We start from the raw sequence: 13,037 nt of genomic DNA, 5'->3' as shown, positions 1-13,037 counted from the left end.
ACGATGCGCAGGCGACGCGCGTAAGTAGACCGCCATCTCAACCCAGCACCAGCCACTGATTCCCCCACAAGACCTCCAAGCCCACCCCGGACCTGGACTTGATCATAATGGTCCAAGGCGAAAACCTACTTGTTCGGGGGCCGGATGTTTCGTTCAGGAACCAAGTCGGACGGCTTGGAGAAGTTGGTTGTCCGTTCTTAAGCTGTCTACATCAAGTCATGTCTTGCTATGCCTGATACGAGTACTTCAACACGATCCTGCTAACCTGACGACGTTCAGGGCATGAGAGAGCCGCCGTTGTCACGTTTCGCGCCGGCGCGCCTGCTCCTGTCAACCGCCGGAACGCTTGTGTGTTAGTTATTTGGGGGCTTAGAAGATTGTCAGAGACTATTTCGCCAGTAGAAACGGCAACAACGGTCATCGTTTGTCCCACGCCAGCCGGCGGTCACATTGAGCATGCATGTGACGTTGCTCTCGCGACCTTAAGTGCCACGGGTCAGCAGGCCGTCCTGCTGACCCGTCCTGGTGCAGTCGAATATCTGCCGACCGCAGTTACGAGTCGTGTGAAGGTTCTGGAAATCATTCCCCCGCTTGTACCTCAAATACAGAGCGCCACGCTAGTGAAACGCGTTGAACGCGCCGCAAAGCAGCTAATCGGCCTGCTTCAGGAGCATTGGCGTATTAGAAAAACACTGGGTTCGCTTCCCGGCAGGAAAGTACTCCTGCTGGAGGAGCCTCGTTACCCCTTCCCCGGGCTTTTGAAAGATACGAGGCGTAGGACGACCGTATGCCTAATGTTGCACAACGCCGTTGAGCATGCCACGTCGGGGCGTTCATTCTCACTTAGGATAAAATCCTGGATTGCTTCACAGATATGCCGAAAAGTCGACCGAATAGCGGTACACGGCGATCGGCAGTTGGCGCTGGTAAAGAAAGCCGTTGACACGCCGGCGCGTTCTTTTGCTTTACCTGGGGACTCATATTTGAGCGGCCTGATGCCCTACGCTGCAACTGGGCTTTCTAAACAGTTCGAGCAACTCTCCGAATCTTTTGTTTGCCTCGGTGAGATCCGCGAGAATAAGGGTATTGAATTGGCAATTCAAGCAGCCAGAATCTCTAGCGCCAAAGTTACGGTGCTTGGAAAGGCGATAGATCCGCATTACCTGGAAAGCCTCCACAAGGCGTCGTATGGTCTACCCAATGTGGAAATCCGCGACGAGTTTTTGTCGGCTCAAGCGTTTGAATACGTTATTTCGAATTGCAAAGCGCTGTTGCTTCCGTACTCTCAGTTTGGTGCGCAGAGCGGAGTACTTGCCCGGGCAATGCGAAAATCAACATGGATAATTGCCTCGGATTTACCGAGTCTGAAGGAACAAGCTAGCGCTGCTCATAACGTCGCCTTTTTTACTGCTGGCTCTAGCGAAGACTTGGCAAATAAGATGTGCAACTTCGAACCGCAGACTTCCGAGACTACCGCAGCAGTCAAGAGCGCAGATTTGAACGAGAGATGTATTCCTCAGTGGGATGAATTAGCCTTGGCAGTACAGGCCGGTTGGTAGTTGCTTATGTCACGGGCGTACACAAAGCCGGCAGTTGCGCCAATGAGCAATTTTTCTACAGTTTGGTGGAATTTGCGATCCGGCCTCCTGATTCTTTCGACGTTTTTCCCCTATTTTGCTTTACCTGCCGGATCAAACACAAACCTCCCAGCGAGTTCGCTCCTTTCTTTGCTGGTAATTCATCGTGCACTTCGAATTCCAGGGGTGCTTATAGCATTCATCCTAGTCGGGAGCGGGCCCACCGTCTTAGCAGCGCTGCATTCGATGCTGGGAACTCCAGACGTTAACTATCTCAGTTTGATAATCTGGCCCGCTCATGTGCTTCCACTTTTCGGCTTTGCCGGCATTGCTATTGCAAACCCGAGATTCCCTCTTGGTTTTCTGAGAACCGGAATTGGCGTCACGGTGCTATATTCTGCCGTACAGAAAATTTTTCTTGAAATGGGCATAATACCTCTGATCGGCTATTACAATGTTCCTGGATACGCCAGTGTTCAGGCATACGCGGAAACCATCACGCGCTACATTCGAAGACCGTTTGCATTCTTCCCTGAACCTTCATTCATGGCCGGTTCTCTGGCGCTTTCTGTAGTGGCCTTGATTGTGCTGACGCACCACCTCGAGCAGGGACCAAACATATGGGACTATCTCCTTTCCCTTGGTTCCGTCGGGGCTATCTACTTGAGTGATTCAGGTAGCGCTCTCGTATCAATTGGGCTTATCCTCTTCACCCTACTCTGGCCTCGGGTGCAGGGAGCGTGGAAAGCTACTCTAATAGTTATTCTCATTGCGGTAACCGTATTTTTGGGTAGCCAAGTATTGAACTCCCGAAGCTCTGCCCAGAACTATTCATGGAATGATCGTTCTGCGTCAATTATCGGTGCTCTCCGATATTTTTCGTCATCGAGTGAGAATCTGCTCCTGGGAGCGGGCAAAGGAATAGCGTCATCGTTGTTCTCCCAGGGCTTGATCCCATTGGATGGACTTCAGTACTTCAGTGCTCTTCCCGACGTTTTTTCTGTTATCGCGCGTTTGTGGCTTGAGTGCGGGTTAATTTTCGGTGTCACGCTGACGATTGGCTGTCTTGTCGTAATTTTCTTCCCTGTAAGAGCTATAGCATCCTCGAGCGTCGCAGTCGCCTGCTCGCTTCTATGGGTTTTGGTAGCCGGACTGACGATTAGCTATGAGTCGGCTGCCTGGATTTGGGCTTTCCCTGGAGTTTTTTTTGGTCTTTGGATGAAATCCGCTTCGGATGATGATATCGCGTCATCGCGGATCCCCGTTTAGTGAGGTAGGGAAATTGCGAGTTCTGCATGTTGTTAACGACGCCAATACAGGGGGCGCCCAGACGCTTATTGAGCAACTCGCCCAGATTCAAGACGATCTTGTCGAGGTTCACATTTTGGTGCTTCTCGGCAGAGGATCACTAAGCGAGCGATTCGAGAGTTGCGCCGAAAGTGTCATGCATCTTGACCTAGACAAAAGGTCCCTCCGTTTGGACCGGTTGGTGGTTGGAACACGACGCGCAATCGAACGGATCAAGCCGGATTTGGTTCACAGCCATTTATTGCAGTCTGATTTAGCGGTCTCCTTGGCGCTCTTTGGGCTTCAGATAGGAAGCGTTTCCACAGTCCATACAACAGGAATGACGGCAAACGACCCGCTGAAGTCCAGGCTCTTGGGTAGATTGATGGGTTTGATTTCAAATCGATTGATTGATAAATCTGTGGCATGTGGGTCTAGCACTGTAGGTTACATGGTCAAGAACGGCTACGACCCATCAAAAATGGTCGTAATTAATAACGGGGTTGCCCTGTCAACCATGCAACCCAAGGTCCGTGGAAATTCCACAGTCATCGTAAGTTTGTCTAGGTGGCATCCCATGAAGGATCACAGGAACCTCTTCGATGCCTTTAGAATAGCTCGTACTATGAACTCTTCACTGCATCTGGTCTGCGCAGGTTACGGCATGGATTCCAACAATAGCAATTTGATGGAGCTGATTGCAGAACGCGATTTGGAAAGGTCCGTTTCCTTACTCGGTTCTATTCAGGATGTTCGCCCAACTCTGAGAAGCTCCGACGCGCTGATAATTTCCAGCGAGTATGGCGAGGCTCTTCCGATGGCAGGCTTGGAGGCTTTGTCAGAATCTACACCGGTCATTACGACCGACGTAGGAGATTGTACTAAATTGACTGTTCTACCATGGCAGTGTGTTTCTCCCCGGGACTCTGAGGCTTTAGCCGGTGCTATACGCACGCTTTCTTCTCTGTCTGCTCCGGAGTATGAACTTCTATCGAGAGCGTCTTTCAAAATAGCCGTGAACAACTACTCGATTCAAACTACAGCTTCTGCCTATTCGGATTTGTATACTCACGTCCTGTCCAAGCGGAGGAATACTCACGATGGAAACTAGGGTCCACTCCATCCTTCACATTACAGAAGCATTTGCCTCAGGAACACTAGAAGCTATGCGTCGTATAGTGTCGGCCCAGACAGCGGAGGGCGCAGTGGTTTCGGTGCTTCACGGCGTACGCCCCGACTCTCCCTCCGAATCGCAGTGGGGTGGCCTTTTCCCGCCCACCGTCTGCAGGAGTCGCGTTCGGCCTAGAAATAGGCTGCTTGCTCTTTGGTCAATGGGTACCTCCGCCCGCAGGGCGCTCCGCCAAGACCAGGCCGTCATCGTGCACGTTCATTCGACTTATGCGGCTGCCGTCGTACGGCTGTTTCTCGCATTCCAGAATGCTAACCGCAGGATTGTGTACTCGCCGCACGGTTTTGCATTTTTGAGGCAAGATTTGCCTAGGCCGGCCAGGAAAGCGCTCCTGCTTATAGAGAGATTCCTTTCCCGACAGTGTGGGGGGTTGATGCTGGTCTCCGAATCGGAGGCGCAACTAGTGAGGAAATGGGTTTCACCCGACCGGATCACCGTGGTGGAGAACGCTGTCAATCTAGATGAGATGCCAGTGACCATCGCCGAGAATGATCGTGAGTGTGATGGGCTGAACCCAATAGTTGTGACGATGGGACGTGTCACTTATCAAAAGGCGCCTTGGAAGTTCGCCGAGCTTGCACGTACTTTTGGGGATGTGGCGAGCTTTGTATGGATAGGCGACGGTACTCCCTCCAACAGAGACCGCTGGTTGAGTGGTTCGCCCGTGCATGTGACAGGGTGGCTGGCGAAGGAGGAGCTCGTCGCGCAACTCGGAGCAGCCAGTTTGTTTGTTCTTCCTTCCCTATGGGAGGGAATGCCGCTCGCCTTGATTGAGGCGCAGTGTTTGGGACTGCCGGCTGTTGTATCTTCCATCGTGGGTAACAAGGACGTCGTTGTTCACAATCAGACAGGCTTTTTGGCGGACGATGATAGTGAGCTATTTGAATACGTAAAAACGTTGATCTTGGATTCTTCGCTCAGAAGAGCTATGGGTGACAGGGCCCTCGAACAGAGGGAACGTTTTGGTCACGAGCGCCTAGGCAAAGAAACGATACGCATATATGAACGGTTGTTGAAATGAGCGCTGAACGTTCTTCCCTGTCGTCTGGAAATTTGAGTCAGCCCAGGCTTTACATATGGATGGTAAATTACAAGTCCGCTGCTTTGATTGAAAGTTCACTCGCATCGCTAGCCTCTGAGCAAGTTGATCACGTAATGATATGGGACAACGCTTCTGGTGACATGGAGACTGCGAAGTTAGAGGAGCTTGCTGGTACCGACAGTCGAATAGAGCTGTTTCTATCGCCGGTGAATCTTGGGTTCGGTGCTGCTATGAATGCCATCGCGGATAGATCTCATGCTAGAGACGATGATTTGATCTGGATTCTGAACCCGGACACGAAGCTCCTGTCTGGCTCAACCGACGCTCTGAAGGATGCTCTGTTTGCCCAAGAAGTCGACATCGTAAGCCCCTTATTGGTGTTTGGTGACGTCCAGAATCCATCCCTGTGGTTCAGCGGCGGAGGAATCGATGTCAGAAGGGGAATGTGTTGGCACGAGGATTACGGGTCTAAAGATCTTTCGGAGTTTTCTGAATTGCGTCGTACAGATTTTATGACGGGTGCGGCGCCGATGATGCGCAGAAGAATCTGGGACAGAATTGGAGGCTTTCACGACGGCCTCTTCCTGTACTGGGAGGATGTTGAGTTCTCACTACGGGCCCGGGATCTAAATGTGTCGCAGGGCGTCCATCCGGGGTGCATAGTTTGGCATCTTGAGGGTGGGTCGGGTCCTTCTGAGGAAGGACACAGCACGGCTTACTATTTTTACAACGCACGAAACAGGGTTCGAGTCTGCTCGCAGCGCGCTGGCCTCTTGACCGTGGTCTTCGGTTCGGGCATTCGGGAAACCGTGATGTCCGTGCTAAGGCCGTTGCTGAGGGAGAAGGTAAACCGTTGGAGTAAGACATGGGCTGCTTTGCGGGGGACATTCAAGGGGATTCTTACCTGGCGTGGTTTAGGGCCCCGTCGGATACCGGGACTGATTCCATTTGTCACATCGTCTATTGGCTTGGCTGAAGCAGGGGCCGCCACTCAGGAGGAGAATCCTTCATGAGTTGGGCGTTGATAGCTGTTAAAAGTGCAAGTCTTCAGCTAATATCGACTGCGATTGATCTGCTGGCCCAACAAGGGGAAGAAGTATCGAAGGTCTTTGTAGACGCAGACGAATCAGTAATTTACGTTGATGAAAACGGCACCTCTGCATCTAGAATCGCGACTGGGCGGGAAGGCCTTGGATTCTATTTAAATCGATGCATTGAAGCGTGCGACAATGACGAAGACCGGATCGACTGGTTTTTAGTACTTGGTGGGGACCTGAATCCTGAATTGACGTTTACGGAACTTGCGGATGGGATCAATAAGGCCGTCTCGACGCGACAGACAGTGGTTAGCTTCGGAGGAAGTTCGTTGCTGCCGTCTACGAGTGCCTTAGTAGGTCTGCACACACAGCGTGGTCCCCGGCTTCTATCTTCCGGCGACGGGGGCTGCATGATCGTACCAAAAGATACTTGGATTGATGTCTCAGGCTTCCGGGAGGACATCGGTTCATGGGGCATTGAACTCCATTTTGCCTTGGATACACTGTCTAGGGGTAGCGGCGTCCAAACAATTCCGTGGTCTGCTCTCTCTGCGCGCAGTAACCGCGACCGCGATGATGATACCCATTTAGTCTCCGCCCTAGTGGCATACGCGACGTATAGCGAAGGCCAGGGACTGCCTTTCAGAACTATTTTCTGGATAAGAAGTTGGTTGTGGTTGCTTCTTGATAGCCCTAAAGCATCCCTAGGTAAATTTCTTCGAGCGCGTGAGGTTTTACGAACTAGAGAATTTTTTGGGACTGGACGATGAATGGCCTGTCAGGTGAGGAGACCCCTTTGAGCAACTCTGATGTCGTAGACGTCCTCATGATCACTCATAAACGCCCAGAATACGTTAAGAGGTCTTTGCCAGCTCTGCTTAACAGTGCCGACTCACGAACTAGGGTCTGGCTTTGGCATAACGGAGATGACGAAGAAACTCTTTCAATAGTGAAGAGCTACTGGGATCACCCAGCAGTGCACAGGGTCAACCACAGTGAAACAAACGTCGGAATTAGAATTCCGACTAACTGGGCTTGGCTTCAGTCTAAAGGGAGTTTTGTTTCAAAAGTAGACGACGATTGCCTGGTGGGTGCTGACTGGATAGAGAAACTTCGGTCTGCCCATTCCAGCGAGCCGGATGTTGGTGTACTTGGCTCATGGAGGTTCTATCCTGAGGACTTTGAGCCAGCCGCTGCAATGACAAAAATGCAGCGTCTTGATAATGGTACTCGCATCCTTAGGAACCATTGGGTACAGGGGAGCAGCTATTTAGCTAAGCGATCAGTTATCGAGAAAATTGGAGGTATTGAGGAAGGCGAAAGCTTCCCAGACTGGTGTTTACGCGCCGCCTCCGCCGGTTTCAGGAATGGTTGGATCTACCCCTTTATCTGGGAAGAACATATGGACGATCCAAGATCCGAGCACACAATTTTTCGGGACACCGCGACATTTCTGAAATTCCGTCCGCTGCACGCGAAACTGACGGGTATCCGGACTCTTGAAGCGTGGACCGCTGAGCAGCATAATGAAGCTTTGGCGGTACAAAGAGCGCCAATATATATCTACGACTACTACAAGCCCATGACGAAGCTGACTAAGAGAGTCAAGGTGCTTGCCAGGGAACCCAGGCAGACGATAAAAAAGCTCGCGAATCGTGCTGGCCTCAAGAGGGCCGCTGGAAAGGTGCCAGCTACACGGAGATCTATTTGATGAAAGGCGCGTCCATCTTGGACCGTTCAGGGCTGGGTAAGTCATTTGTTGCCAGCCCTCCCCCGGAAACTATTCCTCATTCGACACCAGACTTCGCTGTTTTTCTAGTGCGTGAGTCTTGGGCCTTGGATGGTATCGAGAAAAGCCTGCTGGCGGCGGCAATGTCGGGGGACACTAGTCTGAGTGATGTAGTTGGTGTTGATGGTCGCTGAACCTAGAGGGTCATGAGTTAGCTGATGACGTTACGCCTAAGCGAGCTGCCCGCCAACTTCCAACCGACGTTCTCCGAGCCGGCAGAACACATAGTCAGGTCAGGAGAGCGGAGGTGGCGTTGGACCCCTCGAGGCCTTTACGGTGGGAAGTTTAGAAACTTCCACCATCAGAAGACGTCGACACCTACTCAGCCAACGACGCGTCCTTCACAGCTGCGCCCCAAATGCGATAATTCACCTATTCTGGCCCAACTACATCAACTCGCGGCTGGCCAATCGTAACTACTTCGGGCTTGAAGCGCCGTTCTTCATTTCTGTAGGAGAGATCGGTAAAGTTCCATGTGCTGGGTTCCAACCTCATCCCAATCCCGTTCCGACAGATTAGGAGCGCCGGTGGCGATGCTACCAGCGTTTTCTTCGGCCAGTTTATGGAGATCGTGTGGCCGAACTGTTTCGTCAAATGTAAGCAGCCACCCTGGGCCAACTTCATCACTTATAGTACTATTTGCGGGACTTGCCGGGGCAAGTACTCTCGTATTGGCGGACAAGGAGTAGATAAGGGCGCCAGAGTTATACATGTAGTCGTACGGTAGAACGACTCCAGTCGCATTAGAAACGAGTTCAGCCAACTCTTTCTCTGGTATATGCCGAAAATCTAGATGGATTCTCTCATCTGGAGAGGCGAGACTTTCAACAAGTTCGCCATATTCTCTATTAACGGGAAGGCCGGCGATAATGAGCTTTTCTACTGGTCCATAGTAGCCGCGGTAGGCTTCAATCAAATTTTCCATTCCTTTGTAGGGGCGGACGAGCCCAAAAAATAGAAAGTATCTTGATTGAGAAGGTACCGGCTTGAGATTAAGCTCCTGAATCACGTTGCGATAGTGTCCGTGCAAGATGACTGAGCCTTTACTCAGGTCATTTTCACAGGAGCGGTTTAGGTATATGCGGTGTTTGACGCGGGTGCGTAAAGCGTTGAGTGCTGCACGTTCTAGAAAGGCAGACTGGTCATGGGGCCTCAAATTATGAATGGTTTCGACAACCGGAATCCTGGACGTGAGTAAGCGAAAAATCCAGATGTAGCATAGAAGAAGATTCAAGAGCCGCAAACTAAGGCGCTTCTCACGGAATACATACTCAGGCCACTGTAGATGCACTATGTCGTATTTTCCGATGATTGCTGTCTTCCATGTAAACGCAATCGGATTAGCGCAGCTGGATAGGCTAGTTAGCAGTAGATTCGAAAAGGGATTGGTTGGATCAATCAGCCGTCGCTGCGAAAACAGTACCCTGGGAGCCGATGTTGATCGAGACTCTGCCGCATTGCTCATTGGAATGGCAGGTGGTAGTCAAGTTTGTAGTTCAGGTCTCGACTACGATCACCGATTTTGCGGGCTGGAACACCGGCCACAATCGAGTACTCTTGTACGTCTTTGGTAACAACCGCTCCTGCAGCTACAACCGCCCCTTTGCCAATGCTCACACCAGGGAGAATAGTCGACCTTGTGGCTATGTAAGCCCGATCACCGATATTGACCGGACCGCCCTTTATGCCAAACTGACTATCTTGCGGATCATGCTCAAGTGTGAATATCTGCACGTGGCCGCCAATGTTGACGTTGTCGCCGATGCAGATACCGCGGCGGGCATCCAGAAATGCGTCATTTCCGATAATCGAGTTTCCGCCGATAGAAAGCCCCTGCGGTGCAAAAAACGCGGCGCGCCAGTGAAAGGATGTGTTTGCGCCAATTTTAATACGAAGTACGTGCCTGTATGTCCATATTCGTAGGCTGTGTACGGGAATTCTTCCGACCAAGAAGGCCAGAAACAACTGAAGTCCGACAATATGGTCGTGCACCTTAGCATTCATGTATGTTCCTTACTACGCTAACGACGCACTACTTGGCGCGCCGCTATCAGTACTTTGTCTAGATCCGACCGAACTGGCTTGAAGACCAAGCTCAGTCCGACACACATCATAAAGACACCGGTGAGAGTGCCCAGTTGGAGGGCAGGTGCCATTACTTGGACTGCATCCAGTGCTTGTACTAGCTTGGAGACCGCATAGCAGCAACCAAAAACCAGCGCAGGCAAAGCTGCAATGCGAACCAATCGTAAGCTGCTAATATTCACATGCCGGACGCCGAAGAGAGTGGTCACAAGCCAGGTAAGAAATAGGCCAGTGGAGACTGCTAAGGCTACATAAATAGTCCCGCGTGGGGCGGCCAAGATGATTAGGGCAATCATGGCAGTTCGACCAGCGACTTCACATGCGAGCAGAACGTTCATGCGCGCCCGTGCTAAGAACATCCAGTAGTAGACATATCCTAGGGCTTGAAAAACTCCTCCTAGACAAAGAGCCTCAAGAATCACTGCTCCCGGAACCCACTGCTTCCCTAGTACTACCTCTATAAGCGGCGCCGACGTTGAAGCAATATATGCCAACATACCAAGAAGGCTGTAGGAAAGCACGAGTTGCATCTTTTCAACGTAACGTGCAAATTTACGCGATCCCTGCAGACGCGACAATACAGGAAGTGCGACTCTGGTCAGAGGGGCAGCCAGCTGCTGTAGAGGTAAGGAAAATATCTGAAAAGCTCGATTATAAAGCCCAACGTCTACGCTTCCGTGATACCTTCCCAAAGCAACGGAGTCGACATTAGCGCTACAATAATTGATAACTTGAGTGCCGAAGGTCGAGGCACCAAAAGTATAAAGTGACCGCATTTCGGCTGTGCGGTTCGGCAGTTTAGGTCGCCAGCTTGTTTTCGCAATAAGTCCGACGAGTGTTACCGAGGCGAAGATAACTTGCTGTGCCACCAGCGACCAGAAACCTGCGCCGAGCATAGCTAGAACGATGGCGAGGCTAAACGAGATTGCTTGGGCAAGTAAATCAACGGATGCCAAGGCAAGAAACTTCAGGTCCCTAACTAGTTCTGCGCGAAACTGAGATGACATTCCGTTGAAGACGAAAGTCAAGGACAAGACCGCTGCGATCGACTGTAGACGCGGCTCTTCGTAGAATGCGGACAGTAATGGCCCGCAGGCAAATACAGCAGCGCCGGCAATTAGGCCAATCAGTGTGTTCATCCAGAAAAGGTTGTCTCTTTGCAAATCCGTAAGATTTTCGGCCTGAACGGCTGAGAGACCGAGACCGAAATCGCCTATGACAAGGGCGATGCCAACAACTGCACTTACCATTGCCACCAGGCCGTAGTCCTCGGGAGCGAGAAGCCTGGCTAGAAATACGAGTGCCGCCATCTGAATGACGTACTTGAGGAACTGTCCTCCAAGCGTTGTGGCTGCTCCGCGAACTGCGATTGCAGATTTCATCTATTTAAGCTCCTCGCCATAAAGGCGGCTCGGCCTTGCTGGGTAGAGCGAATCCGTCGGGGCACGGATACCCATTCACGCAATGAACCAATAAAAGTAGGTCTAGCTAGCCTTTTCTGATGAATCGAGCCGGAGAGCGAAATTCTTGTCCTGCTAGCAAGCCGACATCGTGGTTCTGGCGCGTCTCGTCCGCGTAGTCTTGAGGCTGGTGATCAGAAGCACTTGCGTATGAGTAGTAGCTCTGAGCGTAGGCGTCGGGACCCTTAGTCGGAAGCTGGTTAAGCACGATTCCCAATAATTTGGCGTCCACGAGCTGTAGCGCGGCCAGTGCCCGTTCGACGTCGTGGCGTTTTGTTTTCTGCGCGCCGACCACTAGGACCGCACCTCCGACGAACTGGCTGAGAACAGCTGCATCCGTTACTGGTAGGAGCGGAGGAGCGTCTATGACGACTGTGTCGAAGTGATCTTCGAGCCGCGCCAAGAGGAAGCGCATTGCCTCGGACCCCAGAAGCTCGCTGGGATTCGGAGGAATTTGGCCGGAAGTAAGGACAAAGAGGTTGTCCATTCCCCACGGCTGTAGGAGATCGTCCAGTTCGGCGTCTCCAACTAGCGCGGTGGTGAGACCAACATTACGGTCGAGACCCAAATACTCGTTGACCATTGGCCGGCGAAGGTCTGCGTCAATCAGACATACATTTTGACCGGCTTGAGCGAGAGAGATAGCAAGGTTGGTAGCTGTCGTACTCTTTCCTTCGCCGGGCAGCGAAGAAGTCAGAAGGACAGATTTGGCGCGGCCAGCGATGTTGGCAAATTGCAGGTTTGTGCGGAGTTGCCTAAAAGATTCCGCTCGTGGGCTCTGCGGTGGGGCTTGAGTCAGTAGCGGCTTTTTCGCAGCATCTTGGTCGAAGGAAATCCCACCCAGTAGGGGTGCACTCGTTACAGTCCTAAGATCTGCTTCGCCCCGAATTCTATAGTCCATCGTCCCTCGAAGGATGGCTGCCGCAAGGCCAAGCGCCAGGCCGGCCGCCAGGCCTAAAGCAATGTTGAGGCGAGTATTAGGTGCCGAGGGGGTGGTGGGTGCCTCCGCGGGAGTAATGATCGAGAGGCTAACGGGAGAAGTACCACCGGACCTAGGTTTTTCGAGAGTGTCAACTGCTCGAACAAGGCTGTCGGCAACTGCCTGGGCTATGGCCGCAGCTTGAACGGGCGAAGTGTCATCAACCGAGATGTTAATCAAAACCGTGTTAAGGTCTGCGCTGGCCTTGACCTGTTTGGCCAAGACGCCAGGGCTCTTATCAAGACCGAGGCTTTCTACGACTGGCGAGAGAACCACGGGAGTTCCAACGGTCTTTACGTAGGATTGGACTCTCGCTTGGCTGAATGTGTTGCCCTGCTGGAGTTCGCTAACTGAGCCGCTTCCTTGGATGGCGACGAAAAGCTGTGTCTGTGCGGTATATGTTGGCTTCACAAGCAGGGAAGCCGCTCCGCCGATAAGGAGTCCGATCATCGCCAGGGCCGCGACCACGATCCAGTTGCGGCGTAGGATGCGCAGGTAGTCGCGTAGGTCCAATGGAATTTCCCCCTATTTCTGCAGCTGGGGGCAGCCGTCGGCCTTCCACCAGAACAGCACTCGTCTTGCGGTCCAGCCC

General features: G+C 52.1%; 11 protein-coding genes. 7 read left to right on the top strand and 4 right to left on the bottom strand.

The annotated features are described in order from the left end of the window. Window positions 1–377: 377 nt before the first annotated feature. Genes ACEN9K_RS17270 through ACEN9K_RS17240 form a run of 7 tightly spaced genes read left to right on the top strand, consistent with a single transcriptional unit; the run spans window position 378 to window position 7,843 of the window. Complete coding sequence (locus ACEN9K_RS17270) at window positions 378–1,559, top strand: glycosyltransferase (RefSeq protein WP_495634738.1); 1,182 nt, start codon at window positions 378–380, stop codon at window positions 1,557–1,559. Window positions 1,560–1,601: 42 nt separating this feature from the next. Further along, window positions 1,602–2,846, top strand: coding sequence for a hypothetical protein (locus ACEN9K_RS17265; RefSeq protein WP_495634737.1), 1,245 nt, complete (start codon window positions 1,602–1,604; stop codon window positions 2,844–2,846). Further along, window positions 2,812–3,975 (top strand): glycosyltransferase, encoded by a 1,164-nt coding sequence (locus ACEN9K_RS17260; protein WP_495634736.1) that lies wholly within the window; start codon window positions 2,812–2,814, stop codon window positions 3,973–3,975. The genes ACEN9K_RS17265 and ACEN9K_RS17260 overlap by 35 nt, the downstream gene beginning before the upstream one ends. After that, window positions 3,965–5,074, top strand: coding sequence for a glycosyltransferase (locus tag ACEN9K_RS17255; RefSeq protein WP_495634735.1), 1,110 nt, complete (start codon window positions 3,965–3,967; stop codon window positions 5,072–5,074). The genes ACEN9K_RS17260 and ACEN9K_RS17255 overlap by 11 nt, the downstream gene beginning before the upstream one ends. Further along, a complete protein-coding gene (locus ACEN9K_RS17250) occupies window positions 5,071–6,108 on the top strand; it encodes a glycosyltransferase (protein WP_495634734.1) in 1,038 nt (345 codons plus the stop codon). Before ACEN9K_RS17255 ends, ACEN9K_RS17250 begins: the two co-directional genes overlap by 4 nt. Next, window positions 6,105–6,902: a hypothetical protein gene (locus ACEN9K_RS17245; protein ID WP_495634733.1), complete on the top strand. Its 798-nt coding sequence runs from the start codon at window positions 6,105–6,107 to the stop codon at window positions 6,900–6,902. Before ACEN9K_RS17250 ends, ACEN9K_RS17245 begins: the two co-directional genes overlap by 4 nt. Window positions 6,903–6,928: 26 nt before the next feature. Beyond that, window positions 6,929–7,843, top strand: coding sequence for a glycosyltransferase (locus ACEN9K_RS17240; RefSeq protein WP_495634732.1), 915 nt, complete (start codon window positions 6,929–6,931; stop codon window positions 7,841–7,843). Between the two features lie 520 nt (window positions 7,844–8,363). On the opposite strand, the gene ACEN9K_RS17235 is transcribed toward ACEN9K_RS17240, so the two are convergent. The 4 genes from ACEN9K_RS17235 to ACEN9K_RS17220 form a co-directional block, all read right to left on the bottom strand. After that, complete coding sequence (locus tag ACEN9K_RS17235; protein ID WP_495634731.1) at window positions 8,364–8,930, bottom strand: hypothetical protein; 567 nt, start codon at window positions 8,928–8,930, stop codon at window positions 8,364–8,366. A 452-nt stretch (window positions 8,931–9,382) separates the two neighbouring features. Beyond that, window positions 9,383–9,925 (bottom strand): acyltransferase, encoded by a 543-nt coding sequence (locus ACEN9K_RS17230; RefSeq protein WP_495634730.1) that lies wholly within the window; start codon window positions 9,923–9,925, stop codon window positions 9,383–9,385. A gap of 17 nt (window positions 9,926–9,942) precedes the next feature. Continuing rightward, on the bottom strand, window positions 9,943–11,388 hold the full coding sequence (locus ACEN9K_RS17225; protein WP_495634729.1) for a lipopolysaccharide biosynthesis protein: 1,446 nt from the start codon (window positions 11,386–11,388) through the stop codon (window positions 9,943–9,945). Window positions 11,389–11,494: 106 nt separating this feature from the next. Continuing rightward, window positions 11,495–12,958 (bottom strand): tyrosine-protein kinase domain-containing protein, encoded by a 1,464-nt coding sequence (locus ACEN9K_RS17220; RefSeq protein WP_495634728.1) that lies wholly within the window; start codon window positions 12,956–12,958, stop codon window positions 11,495–11,497. Between the last annotated feature and the right edge of the window lie 79 nt (window positions 12,959–13,037).

The organism is Pseudarthrobacter sp. Pseusp20 (assembly GCF_059492155.1).
This window is presented reverse-complemented; position numbering and strand designations above follow the sequence as displayed.

Coding starts and splice junctions, on each gene's coding strand:
- ACEN9K_RS17225 (WP_495634729.1), bottom strand. CDS start 11,388: ATGAAATCTGCAATCGCAGTTCGCGGAGCAGCCACAACGCTTGGAGGA.
- ACEN9K_RS17230 (WP_495634730.1), bottom strand. CDS start 9,925: ATGAATGCTAAGGTGCACGACCATATTGTCGGACTTCAGTTGTTTCTG.
- ACEN9K_RS17245 (WP_495634733.1), top strand. CDS start 6,105: ATGAGTTGGGCGTTGATAGCTGTTAAAAGTGCAAGTCTTCAGCTAATA.
- ACEN9K_RS17255 (WP_495634735.1), top strand. CDS start 3,965: ATGGAAACTAGGGTCCACTCCATCCTTCACATTACAGAAGCATTTGCC.
- ACEN9K_RS17260 (WP_495634736.1), top strand. CDS start 2,812: ATGATGATATCGCGTCATCGCGGATCCCCGTTTAGTGAGGTAGGGAAA.
- ACEN9K_RS17250 (WP_495634734.1), top strand. CDS start 5,071: ATGAGCGCTGAACGTTCTTCCCTGTCGTCTGGAAATTTGAGTCAGCCC.
- ACEN9K_RS17265 (WP_495634737.1), top strand. CDS start 1,602: ATGAGCAATTTTTCTACAGTTTGGTGGAATTTGCGATCCGGCCTCCTG.